The organism is Modicisalibacter xianhensis (assembly GCF_900113605.1).
GTDB classification, from domain to species: Bacteria; Pseudomonadota; Gammaproteobacteria; order Pseudomonadales; family Halomonadaceae; genus Modicisalibacter; species Modicisalibacter xianhensis.
Genome location: NZ_FOPY01000002.1, coordinates 184,459 through 210,063, shown reverse-complemented (window position 1 = coordinate 210,063; position 25,605 = coordinate 184,459). Strand labels below are relative to the sequence as shown.

At 64.2% G+C, this 25,605-nt stretch carries 24 protein-coding genes; 2 read left to right on the top strand and 22 right to left on the bottom strand.

What is annotated here, in order from left to right; all coding sequences use genetic code 11:
• Window positions 1–65: 65 nt before the first annotated feature.
• The 13 genes from bamB to trmJ all read right to left on the bottom strand — a co-directional run bounded on the left by bamB (window position 66) and on the right by trmJ (window position 12,150).
• The gene (gene bamB / locus BM194_RS02830; protein WP_092843427.1) at window positions 66–1,220 is read right to left on the bottom strand and encodes an outer membrane protein assembly factor BamB; all 1,155 of its coding nucleotides are present in this window, start codon (window positions 1,218–1,220) and stop codon (window positions 66–68) included.
• Complete coding sequence (locus BM194_RS02825) at window positions 1,217–1,876, bottom strand: YfgM family protein (protein WP_092843424.1); 660 nt, start codon at window positions 1,874–1,876, stop codon at window positions 1,217–1,219. Before BM194_RS02825 ends, bamB begins: the two co-directional genes overlap by 4 nt.
• A gap of 70 nt (window positions 1,877–1,946) precedes the next feature.
• A complete protein-coding gene (hisS, locus tag BM194_RS02820; protein WP_092843422.1) occupies window positions 1,947–3,263 on the bottom strand; it encodes a histidine--tRNA ligase in 1,317 nt (438 codons plus the stop codon).
• Between the two features lie 26 nt (window positions 3,264–3,289).
• A complete protein-coding gene (gene ispG, locus BM194_RS02815; RefSeq protein ID WP_092843420.1) occupies window positions 3,290–4,402 on the bottom strand; it encodes a flavodoxin-dependent (E)-4-hydroxy-3-methylbut-2-enyl-diphosphate synthase in 1,113 nt (370 codons plus the stop codon).
• 8 nt (window positions 4,403–4,410) lie between these two features.
• Window positions 4,411–5,493, bottom strand: coding sequence for a RodZ domain-containing protein (locus BM194_RS02810; RefSeq protein ID WP_092843418.1), 1,083 nt, complete (start codon window positions 5,491–5,493; stop codon window positions 4,411–4,413).
• Between the two features lie 28 nt (window positions 5,494–5,521).
• Window positions 5,522–6,271, bottom strand: coding sequence for a type IV pilus biogenesis/stability protein PilW (pilW, locus tag BM194_RS02805; RefSeq protein ID WP_092843416.1), 750 nt, complete (start codon window positions 6,269–6,271; stop codon window positions 5,522–5,524).
• 120 nt (window positions 6,272–6,391) lie between these two features.
• Window positions 6,392–7,519 carry a dual-specificity RNA methyltransferase RlmN gene (rlmN, locus tag BM194_RS02800; RefSeq protein ID WP_092843414.1) on the bottom strand — a complete coding sequence of 376 codons (1,128 nt, stop codon included), beginning with the start codon at window positions 7,517–7,519 and terminating at the stop codon, window positions 6,392–6,394.
• An 83-nt stretch (window positions 7,520–7,602) separates the two neighbouring features.
• A complete protein-coding gene (gene ndk / locus BM194_RS02795) occupies window positions 7,603–8,028 on the bottom strand; it encodes a nucleoside-diphosphate kinase (RefSeq protein ID WP_092843412.1) in 426 nt (141 codons plus the stop codon).
• Between the two features lie 188 nt (window positions 8,029–8,216).
• Window positions 8,217–8,543 carry a HesB/IscA family protein gene (locus tag BM194_RS02790; protein ID WP_092843410.1) on the bottom strand — a complete coding sequence of 109 codons (327 nt, stop codon included), beginning with the start codon at window positions 8,541–8,543 and terminating at the stop codon, window positions 8,217–8,219.
• Between the two features lie 29 nt (window positions 8,544–8,572).
• Complete coding sequence (locus BM194_RS02785; protein WP_092843408.1) at window positions 8,573–9,721, bottom strand: aminotransferase class V-fold PLP-dependent enzyme; 1,149 nt, start codon at window positions 9,719–9,721, stop codon at window positions 8,573–8,575.
• Between the two features lie 36 nt (window positions 9,722–9,757).
• On the bottom strand, window positions 9,758–10,228 hold the full coding sequence (gene iscR / locus BM194_RS02780; RefSeq protein ID WP_092843406.1) for a Fe-S cluster assembly transcriptional regulator IscR: 471 nt from the start codon (window positions 10,226–10,228) through the stop codon (window positions 9,758–9,760).
• 123 nt (window positions 10,229–10,351) lie between these two features.
• Entirely contained in the window at window positions 10,352–11,245 is an 894-nt protein-coding gene (gene cysE / locus BM194_RS02775; RefSeq protein WP_244890859.1) for a serine O-acetyltransferase, read from the bottom strand.
• 125 nt (window positions 11,246–11,370) lie between these two features.
• A complete protein-coding gene (gene trmJ / locus BM194_RS02770; protein ID WP_092843404.1) occupies window positions 11,371–12,150 on the bottom strand; it encodes a tRNA (cytosine(32)/uridine(32)-2'-O)-methyltransferase TrmJ in 780 nt (259 codons plus the stop codon).
• Between the two features lie 157 nt (window positions 12,151–12,307).
• On the opposite strand from trmJ, the gene BM194_RS02765 reads away from it, so the two are divergent.
• A complete protein-coding gene (locus tag BM194_RS02765) occupies window positions 12,308–13,108 on the top strand; it encodes an inositol monophosphatase family protein (protein ID WP_092843402.1) in 801 nt (266 codons plus the stop codon).
• A 64-nt stretch (window positions 13,109–13,172) separates the two neighbouring features.
• Here the strand turns inward: BM194_RS02765 and BM194_RS02760 are convergent, their stop codons facing one another.
• From BM194_RS02760 to speB, 6 genes are all read right to left on the bottom strand, one after another.
• Window positions 13,173–14,621, bottom strand: coding sequence for an aldehyde dehydrogenase family protein (locus BM194_RS02760; protein WP_092843400.1), 1,449 nt, complete (start codon window positions 14,619–14,621; stop codon window positions 13,173–13,175).
• Window positions 14,622–14,631: 10 nt separating this feature from the next.
• Complete coding sequence (locus BM194_RS02755) at window positions 14,632–15,366, bottom strand: MBL fold metallo-hydrolase (protein WP_177223325.1); 735 nt, start codon at window positions 15,364–15,366, stop codon at window positions 14,632–14,634.
• On the bottom strand, window positions 15,363–16,685 hold the full coding sequence (locus BM194_RS02750) for a purine-cytosine permease family protein (protein ID WP_092843398.1): 1,323 nt from the start codon (window positions 16,683–16,685) through the stop codon (window positions 15,363–15,365). The genes BM194_RS02755 and BM194_RS02750 overlap by 4 nt, the downstream gene beginning before the upstream one ends.
• A 36-nt stretch (window positions 16,686–16,721) precedes the next feature.
• Complete coding sequence (locus BM194_RS02745; RefSeq protein WP_092843396.1) at window positions 16,722–18,326, bottom strand: 5-guanidino-2-oxopentanoate decarboxylase; 1,605 nt, start codon at window positions 18,324–18,326, stop codon at window positions 16,722–16,724.
• Window positions 18,327–18,333: 7 nt separating this feature from the next.
• Window positions 18,334–19,719: a YjiH family protein gene (locus BM194_RS02740; RefSeq protein WP_092843706.1), complete on the bottom strand. Its 1,386-nt coding sequence runs from the start codon at window positions 19,717–19,719 to the stop codon at window positions 18,334–18,336.
• An 86-nt stretch (window positions 19,720–19,805) separates the two neighbouring features.
• On the bottom strand, window positions 19,806–20,768 hold the full coding sequence (gene speB, locus BM194_RS02735) for an agmatinase (protein WP_092843394.1): 963 nt from the start codon (window positions 20,766–20,768) through the stop codon (window positions 19,806–19,808).
• A 196-nt stretch (window positions 20,769–20,964) separates the two neighbouring features.
• On the opposite strand from speB, the gene BM194_RS02730 reads away from it, so the two are divergent.
• Window positions 20,965–22,368: a sigma-54 interaction domain-containing protein gene (locus tag BM194_RS02730; RefSeq protein WP_092843392.1), complete on the top strand. Its 1,404-nt coding sequence runs from the start codon at window positions 20,965–20,967 to the stop codon at window positions 22,366–22,368.
• A 61-nt stretch (window positions 22,369–22,429) separates the two neighbouring features.
• Here the strand turns inward: BM194_RS02730 and secF are convergent, their stop codons facing one another.
• From secF to yajC, 3 genes are all read right to left on the bottom strand, one after another.
• A complete protein-coding gene (gene secF / locus BM194_RS02725) occupies window positions 22,430–23,338 on the bottom strand; it encodes a protein translocase subunit SecF (protein WP_092843390.1) in 909 nt (302 codons plus the stop codon).
• A gap of 12 nt (window positions 23,339–23,350) precedes the next feature.
• Window positions 23,351–25,201 carry a protein translocase subunit SecD gene (gene secD / locus BM194_RS02720; RefSeq protein WP_092843388.1) on the bottom strand — a complete coding sequence of 617 codons (1,851 nt, stop codon included), beginning with the start codon at window positions 25,199–25,201 and terminating at the stop codon, window positions 23,351–23,353.
• A gap of 66 nt (window positions 25,202–25,267) precedes the next feature.
• Complete coding sequence (gene yajC, locus BM194_RS02715) at window positions 25,268–25,597, bottom strand: preprotein translocase subunit YajC (RefSeq protein WP_092843386.1); 330 nt, start codon at window positions 25,595–25,597, stop codon at window positions 25,268–25,270.
• Between the last annotated feature and the right edge of the window lie 8 nt (window positions 25,598–25,605).

The following is a 25,605-nucleotide window of genomic DNA, read 5'->3' as shown; positions in this document are numbered from 1 at the left end:
GGTGCGCCCATCCGCGAAAGCAGTCTATGGGAACCGTGCAGGCGGATGTGCCTGCACGTCAGGGATCAGTTGCCGGTGGCAGATACGTCGAAGGCGCTAAGTTCACCGTCGTTGGTCATCACATAGAGGCGCTGTCCATTGCCGATGGGCTCGAGGCTGATGCTATCACCGACATTGCGCCGACCCACCAAATCGCCACTTCGGGCGTCGAGCAGATGGATGTAACCTTCATAGTCGCCTACCACGATGCGGCCGTCGACGAAAGTCGGCGAGGTCAGCCAGCGGCCTTCCAGCGCATCGGACTCCCAGATGACGCGACCGGACAGAGCATCCAGCGCCAGGACGTGACTGGCCTCGTTGACCGTGTACAGCGTATCGCCGACCAGCATGGGGCTCAGGTAGCTCGATGATTCACGCTCCCAGAGCACTTCGCCGCTGGTGGCTTCCAGCGCCAGCAGGCGGCCGTTGTAGCTGGTGACATAAAGGCGACCGTCACGGGTCAGCAGCGGCTGGCCGTCGAGGTCGACCAGACGTTCGACTTCGCTGCGGCCTTGAGGCACGGCGACACGCATGTCCCACAGTGCCTGTCCGCTGCGGTTGTCCAGAGTGACCAGGCGACCGTTGGCGAAGCCGGCGAAGGTGACCTGGTCGATGACCTGCGGTGTGCCGGTGCCGCGCAGGGTCAGCGCCGGCTCGCTGCTGTTGTAGACCCACTGCTCCTCGCCGGTGGTACGGTCCAGGGCGGTGACGGCTCCATCCACGCTCTGTACGATCAGCAATCGGTTATTGGCCTGGGGCGGTGCAAGTACCTCGCTGGAAACCCGGGCGCGCCACTGCTCCTCGCCGCTGGATTGATCCAGTGCCACGACCTCACCATTACGCGTACCCAGGTAGACGCGACCGGCCACGGCGCGCAGGCCGCTGGAGATGGGCGTGCCGAGTTCGACCTGCCACTGGCGCTCCCCTGTGGCGGCATCGATGGCACGCACCAGCCCGGACTGGTCGGCAGCGTACAGGACGCCATCATCGAGCGCCGGGGTGATGGGGTAGCGGGCCACGCCCAGCCCTTCACCGATGCCCTGGCTCCAGTCACGGTCGAGTTCGACCTGTGGATTGATATCGGTCAGTTCACGTGGTTCGTATTCAGGCTCGACGGAGCCGGCACAGCCGGCCAGCAGGGCAACCAGAACTGCGGGAAGGAAAAGCGTAGACGTCTTCATAGCGTGGCATCCTCTGCGCCGAGATTGTCGAGCTTGAGCTGAACGCCGGGCACCGGTTGGCCGCCTTCCTGCACCAGGCGCAGGGCGTTGCGGTAGGCGTCGCGGGCCTCGTCCTCGCGACCCAGGGCAACGAGAATGTCGCCACGGGTGTTGGCCTGCTGGGCACTCAGGGCGTCAGGAACACCGGCCTCGAGTGTGGCCAGTGCCTTGTCGGGATTGCCGTCGGCCAGCTGTACGCGCGCCAGGCGCAGGCGTGCCAGGCCCTGAAGATAAGGACGCTCGGTACGCTCGATCAGACCCTGCAGGGCGTCCATCGCTGCTGCATGGTTGCCATCGGCAATGGCCAGGCGTGCCTGGAGCAGGGCGGACAGGTCGGCATACAGCGTGCCGCCGTGCTCATCCTGGATTTCGCCGATCAGTTGCTGGGCCTGGGCCATCGCATCGGCCTCGAGCTCATCCTGGCCAGCCAGCGACAGCAGTTGCTGGTAGCGCATGGAGGCCGCCTCGGCCTGATTGGCCTGATAGCTTTGCCAGGCCTTCCAGCCGAAGACACCGGCGGCGGCAATCACCACACCGGCGATCAGGGATGTGCCATTGGCCTTCCACCAGCGCTTGATGGCCTCAAGCTGTTCTTCTTCGGTTTGCAGTTCCGCCACAGGCGGTCTCCTTAACGTCTGTCTGAAACGAGGGCGTGCCTTGTCCGAGGCGCCTTGACGCGGCGAGGCGTCAGGCCAGCAGGTCCGCCAGCGCCTTGCTGATGTCATTACGAGCCAAGGTCTCCTGCTCGCGCTCCTCGCGCAGAAACTTGACCCCGACCGTGCCCTGATCGACCTCGTCCTCGCCGAGTATCAGCGCTACGCGGGCCCCGCTCCTGTCGGCCTTCTTGATCTGGCTCTTGAAGCCACCCCCGCCGCAGTGCAACTGCAGGGACAGGGTCGGCAGGGCATCGCGAAGGGTTTCGCCGAGCAGCAGTGCCTCGCGCTCCGCACGCTCGCCCATGGCCAGCAGGTAGGCATCGGGGCCGCGTTGGCTGTCCTCGGGAATCAGGTCGAGTGTCTCGAGCAGCAGGATCAGGCGCTCCACGCCCATGGCAAAACCGACGGCCGGGATGGGCTTGCCCCCCAGCTGTTCGACCAGTCCGTCGTAACGGCCACCGGCACAGACGGTGCCTTGGCTGCCCAATGCCGTGGTGGTCCACTCGAACACGGTCCGTGAATAGTAATCGAGGCCACGCACCAGGCGCGGATTGATGCGGTAGGCGATGCCTGCCGCATCGAGACGCGAGGTGAGCTGCTCGAAATGCTCGCGCGATTCGGCGTCGAGATGATCGAGCAATTGCGGCGCGCCGGCCAGCATCTCGGCCATGTCGGCATTCTTCGAGTCCAGGATGCGTAGCGGATTGCTCGACAGGCGGCGCAGCGAGTCCTCGTCGAGCACGTCGCGGTGCTGCTCGAAGTAGGCTACCAGCGTGTCGCGATAGGCCTGGCGAGCCTCCAGCGAGCCCAGCGAGTTGAGTTCCAGGGTCACGTGCTCGTACAGACCGAGCTGCTTCCACAGGCGCGCCGACAGCAGGATGACCTCGGCATCGATATCGGGCCCTTCCATGCCGAAGGTCTCGACTCCGACCTGATGGAACTGACGATAACGGCCTTTCTGGGGGCGTTCATGGCGGAACATGGGCCCCTGGTACCATAGGCGCTGGGTCTGGTTGTGCAGCAGGCCGTGTTCCATGGCAGCACGCACGCAGGCTGCGGTACCTTCCGGACGCAGCGTCAGGCTGTCGCCGTTGCGATCCTCGAAGGTGTACATCTCCTTCTCGACGATGTCGGTGACCTCGCCGATGGAGCGAGCGAACAGGGCTGTCTGCTCTAGGATGGGGGTGCGTATCTCACGATAGCCGTAGCGTTGCATCAGCGCCTCGACCTGATGCTCGAAGTACTGCCACAGTGGCGATTGTTCGGGCAACAGGTCGTTCATGCCACGAATGGCCTGGATCTTCTTGCTCAAGGGTAACTCCTGGGATGCCGAGTCACGGGCTGGCATGGCCCGCACCCGGCCGAAAAGAAACCTCAGCTGCGAGCGATCATGTCCTGCTCGGCGGCTTGTTTTTCACGGACCTTCTCGCGGATCAAGCGCTCCAGGTCGTCGACGAGGTGGTCGTTGCGCAGCTTGGTTGCCGGTTTGCCATCGATGTAGACGAGGTTGGCAGGACTGCCGCCAGTCAGACCGATGTCACTTTCCTTGGCTTCACCGGGGCCATTGACCACACAGCCGATCACCGAGACGTCGAGTGGCGTCATGATGTCCTCGAGACGCTCCTCGAGTGCGTTCATGGTACCGATCACGTCGAAGTTCTGGCGCGAGCAGCTCGGGCAGGCGACGAAATTGATGCCCTTGGCGCGCAGGCGCAGGCTCTTGAGCATGTCGTAGCCGACCTTGACCTCCTCGACGGGGTCGGCCGCCAGCGACACGCGGATGGTATCGCCGATGCCATCCATCAGCAGCATGCCCAGCCCGATCGACGACTTGACGGTCCCCGAACGCAATCCGCCGGCCTCGGTGATCCCCAAGTGCAGGGGCTGCTCGATGCGAGTCGCCAGATCCCGATAGGCAGCGACCGCCATGAACACGTCCGAGGCCTTGACGCTGACCTTGAAGTCGGGAAAGTCGAGCTTGTCGAGATGATCGATGTGGCGCATGGCCGACTCGACCAGCGCAGCGGGGGTGGGCTCGCCGTACTTTTTCTGCAGGTCCTTCTCCAGCGAGCCGGCATTGACGCCGATGCGGATCGGGATGCCGTTGTCGCGGGCGGCCTCGACCACGGCGCGCACCCGGTCCTCTCGGCCGATGTTGCCGGGATTGATGCGCAGGCAGTCGACACCGAGCTCGGCGACGCGCAGGGCAATCTTGTAGTCGAAGTGGATGTCGGCGACCAGGGGCACCTGAACCTGACGCTTGATGCGACCGAAGGCCTCGGCGGCATCCATGGTCGGGACCGAAACGCGCACGATATCGGCGCCGGCGGCTTCCAGGCGCTGGATCTGCGCCACCGTGGCCTCGACATCGAGCGTGTCGGTGTTGGTCATGCTCTGGACGGAGATGGGAGCGTCGCCACCTACCGCCACCGAGCCGACATGGATCTGGCGAGACTTGCGCCGTTGGATCGGAGACTGAGCGTGCATAGCCTGAATCATTCTCCCATGGTAAAGCGGGCGACATTGTTGCCGCCGGCACGAGCACGGAGGTCGACCGGCTCGCCGCGATAACGTAGTTCGACACCGCTGGCATTACCCACGGTCAGGCGGAACGGAGGCTCGCCCTCCACGGTCGCCTCGGTGCCGGGCGATTGCAGACCGACGAAGATGCGCTGGCCATTGGCATCGTAGACCTCGGTCCATGACTGTTCGTTGAAGGTGAATTGCATGCGGCGATTGTCGACGGCCGGCGTCTCGGCCTGCGTAGTCGCCTCGGCTTCGCCGCCTTCGGCCGCCGCCGAATCTTCGGGCGCGGCGCCGGTCTCGTCGGGCGTTGCCTCTACGGGTGCCGTGTCGTCGGTGTTCGCTACGTCATTGGCTGCTGCCGTTGCGGTCGCATCGGCAGCCTCGCCCGGCGTGGTTGTGGAGTCGGGGGCACTCGTGTCGGCCTCATCCGCGGAGGGCGGGGGCGTCTCGCCAGCGGTGGCGCTATCGTCCTCGACAAGACCGAGTTCGCTGTTTTCCTCGGGCAGCGGCGGCAAGACCTCGCTCTCGGTCTCGTCGGGCTGGGCCGCAGTATCATTTGCCGCTTGTTCGTCCATCGGGCTGACCTCGACGGAATCGCTCAGGCCCAGGCCTTCCATCAGCTCGTTGCCGTTGCGGCTTTGCCACCAGAGCAGGGTCAGGCCGATCAGGCCAAGAATGACCAGCAGCGTGACCAGCTTGAAGACCCAGGCACCGACCCGGGATGGTGGCTTGGTGACGTTAACGGGCGTGACCTTGCGGTCGAGGTCGCCCCGGCCATTCAGGTTATTGTAAGCCTCGACGATCTGACGTTCGTCGAGGCCCATCAGGCGAGCGTAGGCGCGCAGGTAGCCGCGGCGGTAGGCCGGAATGGGAACCTCGTCGTAGCGGTCCTCTTCCAGGCCGGCCACCACGGCCGGGCGCAGGTTGAGCTGAACCGCCACTTCCTCGAGCCCGAGCCCCTGGCGTTCACGCTCACGTCTGAGCTGCTGACCGGGTGAGGTGTGACCGGCGGGGTCGAAGCTGGCTTCCTGTCGTTCTTGTGCTTCGCTCATGACTGAGCAATCCTCTTGATGCGTATGGTCAGGGGGCGCCTTCGTATTCGTCGAGCTGGCGTGAATAGAAAGCGGCAGTTACGGCATCCCCGCGAGCGCTGGCGATTCGTTGCGCCAGACGCAGTCCTTCGGGGTTCATGCCGGCCAGCCGGATGAACGTTTGCAGCTGTTCCCAGGCGCGCTCGTCATTGCCCTGTGCATGATTGATCTGGGCCAGCGTCAGGTACGTCCGGGCGTTGCGCGGGTCGATGGCCTGCGCACGCTCCAGGCTGGCGCGGGCCGCCTGAAGGTCGCCCAGCTCGCGCTGGCAAATGCCCAGGTTGGTATAGAGCTGGGCACGGTTATCGTACTTGAGATCCTGCGTGGCACGTTCGAGTTGCTCGCAGGAGGCCTCGATGCGGCCTTGGGCAAACAAGAAGGCCGCATAGTTGTTACGGGCACGAGTGAAGTCGGGTGCTTCCGCCAGGGCGCGCTGGAAAAACCGGTCGGCGTGCGTCGTCTCGCCCTGGCGTTGATAAAGCAGGGCCTGGGCCTGGAGCGCCCCGGGGTCGTCGGGAGCGATTTCCAGCGCCCGGTCGAGCTTGTCCTGGGCACGGCGCAGGTTGCCCTGCTCCATGTACTCGATACCCATGGTGACATTGAGCTTGAGTGCCTGATCCAGATCCGCCGTACGGGTCGGCTGTTCCAGCGTCGTGGTCGTGCAGCCGGATAGCCAGAGCACGCCGAGCGTGACGGCACATAGTCTGGTCAGCGATGACGAACGACAGCGTCGGATCATGCACTCCTCGAGTGAAATCTTACGGTTAGGCCACAGCGTCAGGCCAAGGTGACCGCAGTAAACTATGAAGCGTACTCATCAAAGCGCCGTGCCCAGTTGAAGTCAAGGTCGGCACTTCATTCAGTCGGCATCGAGCTGAATCGATTGAATGTAGCGCTCGTGGCGCCGGGTCCTGTCCTTCACCCGACCGACGAGCTGGCCGCAGGCGGCGTCGATGTCATCACCGCGCGTGGTACGGATCGGGGCGGTATAGCCCAACTCGTAGAGCCACTGCTGAAAGCGCATCGTCTGGTTGCGTGATGGCTTTTCGTAGCCCGAGTGAGGGAACGGGTTGAACGGGATCAGGTTGATCTTGCAGGGCAGTTCCTTGAGCAGGGCCGCCAGTTGCTCGGCATGCTCGCGCTGATCGTTGACGTCCTTGATCAGCGTGTACTCGATGGTGATCATCCGCGTGTCGTCGCACTTCGCCAGATAGCGCTGGCAGGCGTCGAGCAAGGTGCGGATGTTGTACTTGCGATTGAGCGGCACCAGTTCGTTGCGCAACTCATCGTTGGCGGCATGCAGCGAAATGGCCAGGCTCACGTCGATCTCGTCGCCGAGTCGGTCGATCATCGGCACGACGCCCGAGGTGGAAAGGGTGACGCGACGCTTGGAGAGGCCGTAGCCGTTGTCGTCGAGCATCAGCTTCATCGCCGGCACGACGTTGTCGTAGTTGAGCAGCGGCTCGCCCATGCCCATCATCACTACGTTGGTGACGGGGCGGTTGGCGGTGTCGCGGCGCGGACCCACACTGCGTTGGGCGACCCACACCTGACCGATGATCTCAGCGGCGGTCAGGTTGCGCTGAAAGCCTTGCTTGCCGGTTGAGCAGAAGCTGCAGTCCAGCGAACAGCCGACCTGGGATGACACGCACAGGGTGCGACGGGTGCCGTTGTCCGAGGGTATCAGTACCGTTTCCACATAACTGCCGTCCTCGACCTCTAGGACCCATTTGCGGGTGCCGTCGCTGGACGTGCCTTCGTAGACAACGCCGGGGCCACGGATTTCGGCAACCTCGGCCAGTCGCGCGCGCAGCGCCTTGGAGAGGTTGGTCATGGCCTCGAAGTCGTCGCAGCCTTCATGGTGGATCCACTTCATGACCTGGGCGGCACGAAATTTCTTCTCGCCGATGGAAACGAAGAAGGCCTCCATCTCGTCACGAGACAGGCCAAGCAGGTTGGTACGCGAGGATTGGGTGGTGGCAGTCATAATCGCTATCGGTAGGGCACGGAGCAGGACGAGCTCGGAGCGGAGGCGTCAGGTGGGGAGGTAGCCCCCCCACCGTCGACGAATCAGCGCGGGCAGATCTCGTCGCTGCTGAAGAAATAGGCGACTTCACGCTCGGCGGATTCCGGCGAGTCGGAGCCATGCACGGCGTTGGCGTCGATGGACTGGGCAAAGTCGGCGCGGATGGTGCCGGGCGCGGCTTCCTTGGGGTTGGTGGCACCCATCAGTTCACGGTTCTTGGCAATGGCGTCATCGCCTTCGAGTACCTGGACCATCACCGGGCCGGAGGTCATGAAGCCGACCAGCTCGCCGAAGAAACCGCGTTCCTTGTGCTCGGCGTAGAAACCTTCGGCCTGTTCCTTGGAAAGGTGCAGCATCTTGGCGGCAACGACCTTCAGGCCGGCCTGCTCGAAGCGGCTGTAGATTTCGCCGATGACGTTCTTGGCGACGGCGTCGGGCTTGATGATGGAAAGGGTGCGCTGATTGGCCATGCAAAGACTCCGTTGGGTTCGACTATCGAGATGTCATGGATATAAAGACGGCTGCGCGCCGCTGGGAGCGACGCGCAGAATGCGTTTCGGCAAACCGGGTTGGACGGTACCGAAAATCGCGACATTATAGCGGCTCGACCACGGTTACGCATCCTGCGACACGCGAGCGGGGCAGGCCTTGCCGAGAATCAGACGCTGAAGCTTTCGCCGCAGCCACACTGATCCTTGACGTTGGGATTGTTGAAGCGGAAGAAGCGATTGAGACCTTCAGACACATAGTCCACCTCGCTGCCGTCGAGCATCGCCAAGGCGTCGGGGGCCACGTAGACCTTGGCGCCGTGCTCCTCGAAGGCGATATCTTCATTGGCGGCCTCGTCGGCAAAGTCGAGCACGTAGCTGTAACCGGAGCAGCCACTGGGCTTGACGCTCACCCGCAGGCCCAGGCCGTGGCCGCGCTCGTCGAGGACCTGGCGGATCTGACTGGCGGCTGCAGGGGTGATCTTGAGTTGAGCCATTGTTTACTCCTCGATGATGAAGCGGCGTGTCATGGGTGCAGTGTAGTCACGGCATGCCGTAGTTCGGCAATGGCAGTATCGATGTCTTCCTCGGTGGTGAAGCGGCCAAAGCTGAAGCGCAATGACGTCAGTGCACGCGCGCGAGGCACGCCAATACCCTTGAGCACGTAGGACGGCTCGACGCTCGCCGAGTTGCAGGCCGAGCCGGTGGATACCGCAATGCCGCGCAACGCCATCAACAGCGACTCGCCATCCACCCCGTCGAAGGCCAGGTTGACGATATTGGGTACCGATACCTCAGCCACCGTGTTGCGGTGCACGCCGGGCAGGTCGCTCAAGCCGTCGAGAAAGCGCTGCGACAAGCCAGCAATGCGCTCCTGGTCTTGCTGGCCTTCGCGTTCGGCGAGCGCAAAGGCCTCGCCCATGCCGGCGATCTGGTGGGTGGGTAGCGTGCCCGAACGCATGCCGCGTTCATGGCCGCCCCCGTGAATCAGTGCCTCGACCCGAATGTCGGGGCTGCGGCGAACGTAGAGCGCACCGACCCCCTTGGGACCGTAGACCTTGTGAGCCGACAGCGACATCAGATCGATTCCCAACTGGTTGACGTCCAGCGGGATGCGGCCCGAGGCCTGGGCGGCATCGACATGCAGCACGGCGCCGTGCGCGTGGGTGACTTCGGAGAGCGCCGCCAGGTCGTGGATCGCGCCGAGTTCGTTGTTCACCGCCATCAGCGACACCAGGAGGGTATCGTCGCGCATGGCCTCGGCCAGCTGTGTGGGCGAGACGCGGCCATCGGGGCCCGGCGACAGCCAGGTCACCTCGAAGCCCTCCGCCTCCAGGGCGGTGGCGGTATCCACTACCGCCTTGTGTTCGATGGTAGAAGTGATCAGGTGACGTCCACGTGCGCGGTTGGCGCGCATGAAGCCGATCAGAGCCAGGTTGTCGGCTTCGGTGGCGCCGGAGGTCCAGACGATCTCGCGCGGGTCGGCACCGATCAGGTCGGCCACTTGGCGGCGGGCGTTCTCGACGGTCTGTTCGGCCTGCCAGCCGGGCATGTGGCTGCGCGACGCCGGGTTGGCATAGATGCCGTCCAGCGTCAGGTGCCGGCTCATGACCTCGGCGACACGGGGGTCGACCGGGGTAGTCGCGGCGTAATCGAGATAAACGGGTCCGTTCATGACGTGTTGTCCACCGTTAAGTGAAATCGGGCCCGGTCAGGGCGAGTCCACGGCAATGGTGTCGCCATCGACACGCTGTCGCTGGCGAGCGGCAATGTTGCGCACCTCATGACGCTCGACCAGGTCAGCCAAGGTCACACCGTCGAGAAATGCATGAATTTCGTGAGTCAGTTCGCACCACAAGTGATGAGTCAGGCAGGTGCTGCCCTGCTGGCAGTCAGACAAGCCCTGGCACCGGGTGGCGTCCACCGACTCGTTGACGGCATCGATCACGCGGGCCACCGACACGGCCGCCGGTGACACCGCCAGAAGATAACCACCGCCGGGCCCGCGTACGCTCTTGACCAGCTTGGCCCGCCGTAGCTTGGCGAAAAGCTGCTCGAGGTACGACAGGGAAATTTCCTGGCGACGCGAGATATCGGCCAGGCAAATGGGCGTCTGGTCGGCATGCAGGGCCAGGTCGAGCATGGCGGTGACGGCGTAGCGTCCCTTGGTGGTCAGGCGCATAGAGTGTCAGTCGCACGGGCTTGTCAAGTGACCGAAACGATACCGGAACGCCGATGGCGCTCCGGTGAACAACGGCCATTATGGAAAAACCGACTAGAACGGTCAACTATTCTGCATATCGCCTCAGCGCTCCCCTCCGGAGCGCTTGCGAGGCAGCGGGGACGCCGGAGACGCCTCCTGGCTCCCGTCATCGCCTTTCGTTGCCGGCTCGTCCTCGGGGAGCGAGCAGCAACTCTCGACATCGGCGAGGATCTCGGCGAAATCCTCGTCGCGCAACTCTGGCCAGTGCCCCGCACGATAGCCGGCATCGAGCTTGCGCAGTGTCTCGCACATCATATCCATGCGCTGGTCAACGGCATGCATGTGGTCGAGCATCGCCTGCATGGAACGCGCGACCGGGTCGGGCATGTCCTGGCTGACCCCATAGGCATCGAAGCCGAACTTCTGGCGGATCGCCTCGCGCCGCTCCGGGTCGAATGCCGGGACTTCCTCCACATCGGGGTCGGCGCGCTTGACGATCTTGCCCGGAATCCCGACCACCGTGGCGCCGGCCGGCACCGCCTTGGTGATCACCGCGTTGGAGCCGATCTTGGCACCGGCCCCGACCGTGAACGGGCCGAGGATCTTGGCGCCGGCCCCGACGATGACGCCGTCTTCCAGCGTGGGATGCCGCTTGCCCTTGTTCCAGCTGGTGCCGCCCAGCGTCACGCCCTGATAGAGCGTGACATCGTCGCCGACCTCGGCGGTCTCGCCGATCACCACGCCCATGCCATGATCGATGAAGAAGCGCCGACCGATGCGTGCCCCGGGGTGAATCTCGATGCCCGTCAGCCAACGAAACAGCGTCGATATGCTGCGCGCCAGCCACTTCAGGTTGTGCGCCCACAGCCAATGGCTCAGGCGATGGGCGAGCAGGGCATGCAGGCCCGGATAGTTGGTCAGGACTTCGAGGAAGTTGCGGGCCGCAGGGTCCCGGGCGAATACACTGTTTATGTCTTCACGCAGACGGCTGAACATGAAGCGATCCTTGTCACGGGCCAGGCCGATAGTCGACCGCAGCGATGAATCGTGGGGGCAAATATTATTGGGGCGCGGCCCCGGCCCTGCAAGGTATGTGCGGGACCGACGTTTCAGCGAGTTCGTCAATGCCCGCGGGCGCGCTTTTCCATGGCAGTGAGAATGCCGCGCAGGATGTTGATCTCCATGCGGTCGGGGCGCACACGCAGGTAGAGACGGCGCAGCCGGGCCATCAATTGCCGGGGATTGTCGGGATCATGGAATTCGATGGCGACCAGGGTGCGTTCCAGATGCTCGAAGAAGCGCTCCAGATCCGCATGGTCGGCCAGCGGGCTGTCCCACTCGACACCGAAGGGGGCATCGTCCTCGTGAACGTTCTCGGTGCCCGGTGCCGCTAGCCACGCCTGTCGGCATTCGTAGGCCAGCACTTGAACTGCGGCAGCCAGATTCAATGAACTGAACTCGGGGTTGGTGGGAATGTGCACGTGACGGTGACAGCGCTGCAGTTCCGCATTGGTAAGTCCGGTGTCCTCGCGGCCGAAGACCAGGGCGACGCGGGCTGCGTCGTGAGCCATTTCCGTACTCAGACTATCGCCCACCTGGCGGGGCGTGAGCATTGGCCAGGGCAGGGTGCGCGAGCGAGCACTGGCGCCCACGGCCAGGGTGGTATCGCCGAGCGCCGCGTCGAGCGTGTCATGAACCTGGGCCTTGGCGAGAATCTCATCCGCTCCCGACGCCCGCGAGATCGACTCGCTGCAATGTACCTCGCAACGCGGTGCCACCAGGGCCAGGTCGCTAAGGCCCATGTTCTTCATGGCGCGGGCGACACCGCCGATGTTGCCGGGGTGACTGGTGCCGACAAGCACGATGCGCAGGCGGTCGAGGGAAAAGGCAGAAGCGGGCATGTCAGGAAACAATCCGAGTCGTTGACGATGAACCCGACAGTCTACCATGTGACATGACGTGGCGGCGGGACAGGGCGATTTTCGTGGCCCACGATGCGACTTTTTGCTAGCATGCCCGGCGTTCTTTAACAGTGACCGACTCCTCAAGGCCCCGATCATGCATCCGATGGTCCAATTTGCGCTGCGCGCCGCGCGCAGCGCCGCCGAACAGTTCGTGCGCATTCGTGAGCGCATCGAGACAGCTCATGAAGACCGCAATCTCGAAGGCCTGCTGGAAGATGCCGCGCGTAACGCCGAGACGCTGATCGTGCGTCAGCTCGCGCGTGGCTATCCGCAGCATGGCGTCTCCGGCCGCTTCACGCCGCACCGCGACGGCGAGGGCGAAGGCCGTGACATCGTCTGGAAGATCGAACCCTTCCATGGCTATTCCAACCTGGGTGTCGCAGGCAACGGCTGTGCCATTTCACTGGTGTGCCTGGTCAAGGGACGCCCCGAACATGCCGTGGTGATCTGCCCGTTCAGTGACGACGAATACCTGGCCAGCCGCGGTCGCGGCGCCCAGCACAACGGCAAGCGTATCCGCGTGAGCAAGGCGACCAACGTCACCGGCATTCGTCTGGCCATGGGCCTGCCCGAAAGCTGGCTGCGTGCCCGCCATTTCCCGACCTACCTGCGCGTGCTGCAGCAACTCGGTCCCCAGGTCGAGACCGTGATAGCCACGGGCTGCCCATTGCTGGATATCGCCGAAATGGCTGCCGGCCGTGCCGATGCCGTGCTGGTGCTGGGTCTCGAGGAGCAGGACAGTCTGATCGGCTCGCTGCTGCTCAAGGAAGCCGGCGCGCTGATCGGCGGTCCCGACGGTACCCCCAGCGTCGGCCCCGAGAGCGATCTCATGGCTGCCGGCCCACGCCTGTTCAAGGCGATGGTGCAGCGGCTCAAGCCGCACGTATCGGTCTGATATTCCAGCCCATACCAGAACCCCGCTGTATTGCAGCGGGGTTTTTTTGTGGCTCGTGAGGGATCTAGTCGGCGGGCCCGATGACGTGCTTGACCTCCTGATAACTTGCTAGTCCCCAAGGGCCGAGTTCGCGGCCAATACCGCTGCGCTTGAAGCCACCCCAGGCCGTTTGCGGCAAGACCAATTGCTCACTGTTGTACCAGATACTGCCCGCCTGCAGCTGGCGGCCGATGCGCCTGGCGCGTGCCGGGTCGCCGCTGATCACCGTGGCGGCGAGGCCAAAGTCGCTGTCGTTGGCCAGTTCGATGGCTTCCTGTTCGCTGGCAACGCTGCGCCCGCACAGCACCGGCCCGAAGATTTCCTCGCACCATAGGCGGCTGGTCGTGGGGACATCCCGATAGAGAGTCGGCGCGACGAAGAAGCCCTGCTCAGGCAGGGAGCAATCACGCGAATCGCGAACGGCGCTCAAGCCCTCCTCGGCGGCCACCGCCAGGTAGTTTTCCACGCTGTCCTTCTGGCGTGCATGAGTCAGCGGACCCATGGTCGTGGTTTCCTCCAGAGGATTGCCCAGCACCAGCGCATCGATGCGCCGGCCCAGTGCAGCATAGAGGGCATCGGCAATCGACGTGTGAACGATCAGGCGCGACGTGGCCGAGCAGATCTGGCCCGCATTGAAGTAGAGGCCAGCCATCACCTGATCGGCGGCCCGTTCGATGTCAGCGTCCTCCATCACCAGGATCGGCGACTTGCCGCCCAGCTCCAGCGAAATGTTCCGGCTGCCGTCGGCCACGGCCCGCATTACCGCTTCGCCAACCCGGTTGCTGCCAGTGAAGGAGACCTTGTCGATGTGGCGATGCCGGGTCAGCGGTTCGCCGATGCCCTGACCATCGCCATGCACCAGGTTGAACACGCCAGCGGGAAGGTCAAGTTCGAGCGCGATCTCGGCCAGCGCCTGCTCGGGTAGCGGCGTGACTTCGGAAGGCTTGAACACCACTGTACAGCCGGCAGCCAGGGCGGGCGCGAGTTTCCAGGCGCTGGTCACCAGCGGAAAGTTCCAGGGCGTTATCAGCCCGACCACACCGACCGGATCGAAATAACAACGCGCCTCGACGCCCTCCATTTCCAGCGCCACCGGCTGGCCCTGTCGCGAATCGAGCTGGCGGGCCTGCCCGGCATAGTAGCGATAGCAGGCGATGGCATCGTCGAGGTCGATGCCGGCCTCGGCCAGCACCTTGCCGTTGTTGGTCGCGGACAGTCGGACCAGTTCATCGCGGCGCGCGCTCAGCGCATCGGCAAAGCCATCCAGATATACGGCCCGCTCGGTACCCGACAGGGCGCGCCAGGCAGGCAGGGCACGACGTGCCGCGGCGACCGCAGCCTCCACGTCGGCGCTGTCGCCGGCCGTGACCTCGGCGATCACCGCTGCGCTGTAAGGATTGGTGACCGGCAAGGTCCGGGTCGCCTGAGAAGCGACCCACTGGTTGTCGATGAATTGCTTGTCGAGACGTTGCATGGGCATTCCTTCAAGCGTCATGGGTGCGTAGCCACGCATCGATCATCGTTTGCAGTCGCTCGCCCGAGAAACTCGGAAAGTGACCGCCATGCACGACGCGTACCGGCAATTGCCGCAGCCGGCGCAGGCTGGCGGCGTAATCGGTCAGATTGCTGTGCCAGGTATCCTCGATGAGCGGTCCGTCGTAGATCACGTCACCCGAGATGAGTGTGCCGGTGGCAGCCTCCCATAGGGCGATACCGCCGGGGGAGTGCCCCGGCGTATGTACGACCATGAATTGCCGGTCGCCCAAATCGATCGTCTCGCCATCCTCGAGCGTGACGATCCGGCGTGGCGGCTCGATGCGGTAGGTGTGGTACTCGAACGGCGCCGGCGGCAGCGCCTCGAACATGGCATCGTCGAGAAACCCTTCGGCCAGGGTGCGTTCCCGGTCAGGCGAGGCCAGGATATCTTCTTCTTCGGCATGCACGTGACAGATGTCGAACTCGCAGGCCGCGCCGATGTGATCGAAATGCGTGTGGCTGGCCACGGCTATCAGGTCACGCTCGGCGACCAGCGACACATGACGGCGCAGGGGCACGGCGCCCAGGCCGAAATCGACCAGCAAATCCCGCTCACGCCCTCGCACGTACCACATGTTGCAGCGATAGAACGGGCGGATCCACGGCTCGTCGATCCGTGTGACACCATCCGCTAGTGGCGTGGTGCGATACCACTGGTCGGCAGCGATGCGCAGCAGGCTCATGCCACGGCCCTGCCTGAACGACGGGTGAGACGGCTGGCCACGAAGTAGAGCGCGCCGGTGATCACGAAGACCGGCAGCGAAGCGCCGAAATCCAGCGGCGCCACCCAGTTCCAGTAGTAGGCCAGGGCGGCGCCGACCCCGTAGCTGACGAAAGCGACCGGATTGATCGCGGGCAGGGTACCGGTATGGCCGAGCAACTGATCGGCACTGTAGCGCTCGCGGCCGAGCAGGAAGTAGTCGACGATCATCAGCGCAAAGGCGGGGATGAACACGCTGCCGATGATCAGCAGGAAGGTCTGGAACTGATCGAGGATGCCGGGAATCAGGGAGCCCACGACCGAGATTACGCCGATCACCAGCGCCGGTTTCCAGAATGGTGTGCGCGGCGCGGTGCTCATGTAGGAGAGCGTGGCGCTGTAGACGCACATCACATTGGTGGTCAGCACCGAGAAAAAGATCACCAGCGCCGCCGGCAGGCCGAAGCCGAAGCCGCTCAGCAACTGGGTCGGATCGTAGGTCTGCGGAAAGCCGATGGCCACCGACAGCGCCGAGACGCTGGCACCCAGGCCCATGGCGACCAGGGTGGCGGTGACGTAGCCACCCCAGGTGCCGGCCACGGCGGCACGCAGGCTCTTGCAGTGGCGATTGTAGTCCGCCGCCAGCGGAATCCACGAGAAGGCGGTGGCGATGACGATATCGAATGCCACGCCGGCACCCAGCCCGCCGCGGGCCTGCATCTCGACGATGCTCGGCAGGTCGTAGTTGGTGGCCAGGGCGTAGACCACCACGCCGGCCAGCAGCAGCATCAGCACGGCAGCGATCTTCTCGGCAGTCTCGATACCCAGGTGACCGCGCAGCGTGATCAGCACGACCAGGCCCTCGCAGATCACCGTGAACAGGGCCACGTTGGAGTAGCCGGTCAGGCTCTGCACGGCATAGTCAAGGCTCATCCCGGCCAGCAGGGCCTGGATCCAGCTCCACGCCACCAGTGCCAGCAGGTTGACCCAAGCCGGGAACACGGCTCCCATTCGACCAAAGGTGCCACGCGCCAGGACCATGGTCGTCATGCCGGTCTGCTGGCCCATTACACCGATCAGGACCAGGGGCACGATGCCGATGGCCGAGCCGAGAAAGACCAGAGTCATGGCATGCAGGAAGGCCAGGTCCGGTGACAGGAACATTCCGGTAAGGATCGTCGTGACCACCACATTGGCGCCCAGCCACAACGCGAAGGTACCAGGTAGTCCCAGGCTGCGTTCATGAGAGACGGCGTCCAGCGTATCCTGACCGAAGGCCGACGATGTCTTGGCAGTGTTCATTCTTGTTGTTCCTTGTGGTTGGGAAAAGGCTCAGGGCTAAGCAACGAGCGAAGCCTGCCAGGCTGCCGCATCGATCTCGATCAGGTAGGGCGCCGCGTCGGGCCGTGAGGCCAGCGCGCCTGCCAGTTCGGCAGGCGTTGCGACTCGCTGTGAGGCACAGCCGAAGCCGGCGGCAAGCTGCTGGAAGTCCGGTGCCTGAATGTCGACGCCGAGGCGAGCCACGCCGTGAGCGTCCATGTAGCGGCGGATTTCCTCGTATCCGGCGTTGTGCCAGAGCACGATCACCACCGGCAGCCGTTCTTCCACGGCGGTGGCGAGTTCGCTCAGGGTGAACATCACGCCGCCGTCGCCGACCAGTGCCACTGTCGGCAGCTCGGGGCGGGCAAGCTGGGCGCCGAGCGCCGCCGGCAGGCCGTAGCCAAGGGTGCCGTAGCCGGTGGAGGCGTTGAAGTAACGCCGGGGCTCGGGTTGCGAGACGAGGTGATTGCCGGCATAGACCGGGGCGGTGGAGTCGCCGACGAGAATGGCGTCGGGCAAGTGGTCTGCCAGCGCGGCATAGAGCGGAACGAACGACACAAATGTCGGGTCGCTGCCCAGTGCCAGGGCATCCCGGACGGCACGGCTGCGTTGGGCGCCATCGCGGGACAGCGCGTCGGGAACGTGCTCGAGCAGCATGGCCAGGGCGCGCGCCGCGTCGCCAACCAGGCCCAGTGCGGTCATCTGGTTGCGCGCCAGCTGCTCGGGGTCGATGTCAATGCGAATCAGACGACCGTCGAGCGCGAAACCGTCGTCGAAGACCACGTCGTAATCGGTCTCGCCGAGCTCGGTGCCCACGGCGAGGATTACATCCGCCTCGCGTGCCAGTTGCCGCACGGCAGGCAGCGAGGTGTTCGCGCCGATGTCCAGCGGATGATCGCGCCCCAACAGCCCCTTGGCATTGATGGTAGTGGCGCAGGGTGCGTCCAGGCGCTCCACCAGCGTACGGGCCATGGCCGGTGCATCGACGCAGCCACCACCAAGCAGGACCAGCGGCCGCTCGGCCTCTCGCAGCCAGCTGGCAGCCTGGGCGATGCCGTCGGGATCGGGTGCGGGGCGGTAGAGTACCGGAGCCCGCCAGGACGCGGGCGGCGTTGCCGGGGCATCGAACAGGTCGATGGGGATCTCGATGTGCACCGGCCCCGGCCGCGCCGAGCTGAACACCGCAAAGGCCCGGGCCAGCACTTCCGTCAGCGCATCCGGATCGAGCAGGGTGTGGCTGAAGCGCGAGACCCCGGCCAGCGTCTGCTGCTGACTGGGCAGCTCGTGCAGTCGGCCCTGGCCACGTCCCAGGGTGTCGCGCCGGTTGACGCTGGAGATCACCAGCATCGGCACCGAGTCGGCCAGGGCCTGACCCATCGCCGTGGCGATATTGGTCATGCCCGGCCCGGTGATGATCAGGCACACGCCCGGCTTGCCGCTGGCGCGAGCGTAGCCGTCGGCCATGAAGCCCGCGCCCTGCTCGTGGCGCGGGGTGACATGACGGATGGCCTGTCCTTCCAGACCGCGATAGAGCGCCACGGTATGCACGCCGGGAATCCCGAATACGGTGTCGACGTGGTAGCGCTCGTGCAGCAGGCGTATCAACAGTTCGGCACAGGTCATGGCAGCCTCAGAACACGAAGACGTGGGCGATGAAGGCGATGATCGGCAAGGTGATCGCCGTACGCAGCAGGAAGATCACCACCAGCTCCCACAGCTTGAGCGGAATGCGCGACTTCAGCAGCAGTGCACCGATCTCCGACATGTAGATCAACTGGGTCAGCGACAGGCAGGCGATCACGAAACGCGTCAGCTCGCTCTCGATGTTGGTCGCCAGCACGGCGGGCAGGAACATGTCGGCGAAGCCCACCAGCGTGGCCGGGGCGGCGGCGGACGCCTCGGGAATGCGCAGCCATTCGAGGACCGGCACCATCGGGTACGAGAGCCAGGTGAACAGCGGTGTGAACTCGGCAAGGATCAGCGCCACGGTACCAATGGCGATCACCAGCGGCAGCAGCGCCAGGAAGATATCGGCAACGTTGAGTACGGCATGGCGCAGCAACTGGCGTGGGCCGGGAGCCTGCTCGGCACGGGCGATGGCCTGGTTGAGGCTGAAGCGCAGGATGCCCTGGTTGCCGGTGCTCTCCTCCTCGAGCCGGCATCCCACCGGTTCATAGTAGGTGTCCGGCTTGCGCGACAGCGGTGGCAGGCGCGGCACAATCACTGCGGCGATCAGCCCGGCCACGACCACGGTGAGGTAGAACGGGATGAACAGGTGATTGATGCCGATGAAGCTGGTCACCAGCAGGGCGAAGGCAATCGACACGATGGAGAAGTTGGTGGCGATCACCGAGGCCTCGCGGCGATTGTAATAGCCCTGCTCGTACTGCTGGGTGGTGATCAGCACGCCCACCGTGCCCGAGCCCATCCATGATGCGGTGGCATCGATGGCGCTGCGGCCGGGCAGGCCGAAGATCATGCGAAACGGCTTGCGCACCAGGCTGCCGATGAATTCCATGAAACCGAAGTCGACCAGGAAGGGCAGCAGCAGGGCGGCAAAGAAGAAGAACGTCAGCAGCACCGGGGCGAGGTCGTTGAGCATGACACCGCCGGTGAAGTCGGCGATGACGAACGCCGGCCCGACCTGGAAATAGGTCATCACGGCAAACAGCGCGCCCAGGATACGCATGCCGAACCATAGCGGCGCGACCTCGAACAGCTCCTTCATGGCGCGCTGCTGTCCCCAGCGCGGGTTGCCGAACTTCACCCAGGCGGTGAGCAGCACTGACAGGCACAGCACGCCGACGGCAATGGCCGGCAGGGCATCGCCAAGCAGCGCCTTGAGGCCATCGGCCAGCAGGCCCATACCGATGTTGATGGTATCGCCCACCGTGAACGGCACCAGGAACATGCCGACCCCGATCAGCGAGGGAATCAGAAACTTGAACAAACCGGAGCGATTGAGCTTGCCGCCGTTGGTTGCGCGATCCGTGGTCGCGTCGAGGGAAGAGGACATAAGACACCCATTGTTGTTGTCGATCCAGTGAAGACGCGCCCGCCGATCGGCCAATGAGCGGCGAGCGATACGGTACTTGATGAGCCTCAGGAGCGGCGCTGCACCCCCGGCAGGATGCACAGCATCTCGTAGAGAAGGTTGGCGCCCACCAGCGCGGTATTGCCGCTGGTATCGTAGGGCGGCGCCACCTCGACCAGATCGCCGCCGACGATGTCGAGGCCCCATGCGCCGCGAATGATCTCCAGCCCCTGGGGTACGGTCAGTCCGGCAATCTCTGCCGTGCCGGTGCCCGGGGCATAGGCCGGATCGAGACCGTCGATGTCGAAACTGATGTAGACGGGGCCGTCACCGATCTTGGCGCGAACCTCTTCCATCAGCGGCGTCAACGACTTGTGCCAGCACTCCTCGGCAGTCACCACACGGAAGCCCTGCTCACGGCTCCAGTCGAAGTCGTCAGCGGCGTAGCCGGTACCGCGCAGGCCAATCTGTGCCACGCGTTCGCCATCTAGCAGGCCCTCCTCGACAGCACGACGGAACGGCGTGCCATGGGCGATGGCCTCGCCGAACATGTGCTCGTTGATGTCGGCATGGGCATCGACGTGGATCAGCCCGACCTTGCCGTACTTGCGCTTCATGGCGCGCAGGATCGGTAGCACGATGGTGTGGTCGCCTCCCAATGTCAGCGGGCGTGTGCCGTGGGAGAGTACCTCGTCGTAGAAGGCTTCGATGATGTCGACGCTCTTCTGCAGGTTGAACGTGTTGATTGGCACATCGCCGATATCCGCCACCTGAATGCTGTCGAAGGGGGCGGCACGTGTCGCCATGTTGTAGGGACGCAGCATGCGCGATTCATCGCGGATCTGTCGCGGACCGAGACGGGCGCCGGGACGGTTGGAAGTGCCGATGTCCAGCGGCACGCCGATGAAGGCCGCGTCCAGGCCTTGTGCCGTCGGCTGGGTGGGCAGGCGCATCATGGTGGCGGGACCACCGAAGCGCGGCATCTCGTTGCCGCCGAGCGGTTGGTTGAAGCGAGAGGGACTGTCGGTCATGGAGACTCCATACGTTGTTATGACTACCGTTTCTTATTGTTCAAAGCAGAAAGCATGCCAACTTGTAAGTCACTGATAACGGACCGGCTTTACGGCCCGTTGATTCATTATTGAATCAATCTGGGTCTGTGAATGATTCAAAAAAGAATCGTGATACGATGATGAATCGCCCGCTTGCCTGCTGCTGGATTGCCTCATGGACATCAATGCCGCCATTCTCCGAACCGTCGTCGACACGGCGCACGATCACTTGTTCATTGCCGCTGCCGATGGCCAGATTTTGGATGTAAGCCCGGGGTGTGCCGCCGTCTACGGCCTGAGTCGCGAGGAACTCCGGGCCAGTACCGTTCATGATCTCGTGGCCCAGGGCGTGCTGCGCCCCTCGGTAACCGAAGAGGTACTGCGTACCCATCGGCCGGCACAATTGATGCAGCAGACTGGTACCGGCCGCCGGGTCATTGCCCAGGCCTACCCGGTGTTTGCCGATGGGGAACTGGTGCGCGTGGTGTCGCGCTCGATGGACCTGACTGACGTGCAACTGCTGCAGGATGAGTACACGCTGCTGCAGCAGCGTTTCAGCGAGCATCTCAAGCGCGGTGCCGAAGCCTCGCTGGGGGATGAGCTGTCCCTGGATTCTCTGAAGGTGCGCAGCGAGGTGATGCGCGAGATTGCGCTGCTGCTCAAGCGCGTCGCGCCCAGCGATGCCACCGTGCTGATGCTGGGTGAATCGGGCGTCGGCAAGACGGCCTTCGCCCGGCAACTGCATCGCTGGAGCCGGCGCGGTAAGGGGCCGTTCGTCGATGTCAACTGTGCAGCGATTCCCGAGTCGCTGTTCGAATCCGAGATGTTCGGCTATCAGCCCGGTGCGTTCAGCGGTGCCGCCCGCCAGGGCAAGGCGGGGGTGCTGGAGATGGCCGACGGCGGCACGCTGTTTCTCGATGAAGTCGCCGAGTTGCCGCTGGTCATGCAGACCAAACTGCTCAAGGTCATCCAGGATGGCTACCTGACACGCCTGGGTGATACCCAGCCCCGGCGCGTGGATTTCCGGCTGGTCGTGGCCACCAACCAGAACCTGGCACACCGCGTCGAAAGCGGTGAGTTCCGGCTCGATCTCTATTACCGGCTCAACGTGATTCCGGTCACGCTGCCTCCGCTGCGCGAGCGCCGCGAGGATATTCCCGCGCTCGTCGAACTGCAGCTCGACCGGCTCAACCAGCGCTACGAACAAACCAAGGTACTGCATCCTTCGCTATGGGCGGAGTTGATGGGCCGCGACTGGCCCGGTAATGTCCGCGAACTCGAGAACTGGCTGGAGCGTGCCTGGCTGGCGGCGCCGGGCGGTGTCATCGGCGCGCCGGGAGACGAGGGGCCGGCGGGATTGCCGGTCTCTTCCGGCGTAAACCTCGAAGAAGTCAGTGCCTTGCTGGCCGAAGGGCAGACCCTGCGCCAGGCCATGGACAACCACGAGGCCCGTATCCTGGCCTCGCTGTGCGGGACGGCGCGCAGTACCTACGAGATCGCCCAGCGGCTGGGAATCAGCCAGCCCAGTGCGGTGCGCAAGTTGCGAAAGCATGGGCTGCGCTGTGAAGGGCGCGATTGAGCCGGCTCCAACGAAAACACCCCGCCGAGGCGGGGTGAAATCGAGCAGGCGGGTTGGCCGCTCAGGGCAGCTCTTCCTCTTCGGCATTTTCCTTCTTCGCCGGGATCAGGTCCTCGCGCTGCAGCTTGAGCACGATCAACAGGGCCGAGGCGACATAAACGGAGGAGAATGTCCCGATGCCTACCCCGATGATCAGGGCCAAAGCGAAGTTATGAATCATGTCGCCGCCCAGCAGCAGCAGGGCGAGCAGGACCAGCAGCGTGGTACCTGACGTGGCCAGGGTGCGTGACAGCGTGGCGTTGATGGCATCATTGAAGATCGCCGCCATGTCGTCAGTGCGGGATTTGCGAATGTTCTCGCGAATCCGGTCGTAGACGATGATGGTGTCGTTCAGCGAGTAGCCAATGACCGCCAGGATCGCCGCCAGGACCGTCAGGTCGAAGTCGAGCTGGAACAGCGAGAATACGCCGAGCACGATGATCACGTCGTGGACCAGGGCCAGCAGCGCGCCGAAGGCGAACTTGTACTGGAAGCGGAACGCCACATAGAGCATCACCACGCCGAGCGCAACCAGCATGCCCAGGCCGCTCTGGTCACGCAGCTGGCCACCGACCTGGGCGCCGACGAACTCGGCGCGCACCAGGTCGACGCTCTCGCCGGTCTGGCGCAGGATTTGCGTGACCTGCTCGCCTACCCCAGGATCGAAGGCTTGCTGCAGACGGACCAGCACCTCGCTGGCGCTGCCGAAGGTCTGTACCGAGACATCCTGGAAGCCGGCGCCTTCCAATGCCTGGCGCACGGCATCCAGTGCAGGGGCGGTGGCATAGCGGACTTCCACCAGCGTTCCGCCGGTAAAATCCAGACCCAGGTTCAACTGCTGGAAAAGCAGCGTGATGAGGGAAACGAGCAGCAGCACGCCGGAGCCGATGAAGGCCAGGCGGCGTTTGCCCATGAAATCGAACTGTCGCATCGCGTTGCCCCTTCAGATCCAGAGTTTCTTCACCGGCTTGCCGCCGACTGACAGGTTGACGATGGCGCGCGACACCAGGATGGCCGTGAACATCGACGTCAGGATGCCCAGCGACAGCGTCACGGCGAAGCCTTTCACCGGGCCTGTGCCGATCGAGAACAGGATCACCGCGACCAGCAGGGTCGTGATGTTGCCGTCGACGATCGAGGTGAACGCACGTTCATAGCCGGCATGGATGGCCTGCTGGATGGGCATCTTGGCGCGTATCTCCTCGCGGATGCGCTCGAAGATCAGCACGTTGGCATCCACCGCCATGCCCAGCGTCAGCACGATACCGGCAATGCCCGGCAGCGTCAGTGTGGCGCCCAGCATCGACAGGGCGGCAATCAACAAAATCAGGTTGGTTGCCAGGGCCAGGTTGGCCACCACGCCGAACGCCTTGTAGCGCACCAGCATGAACAGCACGACCAGCAGCATGCCGATTTGCACCGAGAGAACACCCTGCTCGATGTTGGCCTTGCCCAGGCTCGGGCCGATGGTGCGCTCGGCGACGAAGTAGATCGGCGCCGCCAGCGAGCCGGAACGCAGCAGCAGGGCCAGTTCCTCGGCCTCGGTGGGTGAGTCCAGGCCAGTGATGCGGAAGCTGTTGCCCAGTGCGCTCTGGATGGTCGCCAAGCTGATGATGCCGCGCTCGGTATATGGAACCCGCTGCTCGACCATCTCGCCATCTTCCATGACCATTCGCGTGCGTGTCTGGTTGTCGATGTAGATCACCGCCATACCACGCCCGATGTTGCTGCGCGTCGCACGGTTCATCAGCGTGCCGCCGGTGCCGTCGAGGTTGATGTTGACCTGCGGGCGGCCGTTCTCGTCGAAGCTGCGGCTGGCGCTGGAGACGCTATCACCGGTGATGATGACGTCGCGCATCACCTCGGCGGTGCGATCCTCGTTGTTGCGGAACGCAATGGTCTCGGTCTCGTTGTCCGGCGTGTCGGGACGTGCCGCGAGGCGGAATTCCAGGTTGGCGGTCGCACCGACTACCCGCTTGGCCGCGGCGGTATCCTGTACGCCGGGCAGTTCGACGACGATGCGGTTGGGGCCCTGGCGCTGGACCAGCGGCTCGGCCACGCCGAGTTCGTTGACGCGGTTGCGCAGCGTGGTCAGGTTCTGGTTGATCGCATAATCCTGGATCTCGTTGACCTGCTGCTCGGTCAGCGTCATCGCCAGCACGGCGCCGCGGCCACCGTCACGGTTCTCGTACTGGAAGTTGGGGAACTCGCGGCTGATGATCTCGCGGGCCCGGCTGCGATCTTCCTCGTTGCCCAGGGTAATGGTCAGGGTGCGGCCCTCGACCGAGGTGTCGCGGTAGCGGATGCGCTCGTCGCGCAGGCTCTCGCGGATCGCGCTGGCATTGACCTCGAGGCGCTGCGTGAGGGCGGCCTCCATGTCGACTTCCAGGGCGAAATGCACGCCGCCCCGCAGGTCGAGCCCCAGGTTCATCGGCGAGGCGCCCAGGCCCTCGAGCCAGGCCGGGGTCGACTCGGCGAGGTTGAGCGCCACGGTGTAATCTTCGCCCAGCACCTGATTGATGATATCGCGGGCGACGAGCTGCTGGTCGGCATTCTGCAGGCGAATCAGCGTGCCGCTGGGCTCGCTGTCGATACGCTTGACGGCGATGCCGGCCTCGTCGAGTTCGCTGCGCAGGCGTTCGAGCTGTCGTTCGTCCAGGGACACGTCGCTACGGGCAGTGCTGATCTGGACTGCCGGATCCTCGGGGAAGAGGTTGGGTAATGCGTAGATCAGGCCGACGAGGAGAACGATAAGTATCAGCAGATACTTCCACAGGGGGTAACGGTTGAGCATGGAAGCCCTGTCCTTGTTGCTGACGCAGAAAAGACGCTGCCGGCAGGTGGCCGGCAGCGAGGGGGATCAGATGGACTTCAAGGTGCCCTTGGGCAGGACCGCAGCGACGGCGTTCTTCTGCACGTTGACTTCGGTGCCTTCGGCGATCTCCATGGCGATGAATTCATCGTTCACCCTAGTGACGCGCCCGACCAGGCCGCCGCCGATGACGATTTCATCGCCCTTGGACAGGCCATTGATCAGCTGCTTGTGCTGCTTGGCACGCTTGGACTGCGGGCGCCACAGCAGGAAGTAGAAGATCAGCACGAAGCCGACCAGCATGATGATCTGGGCCATGCCGCCGCCCGCCGGCGCACCACCTTCGGCATGCGCCTGGGAAATGAAGAAATCCAGCATGTGTTGTC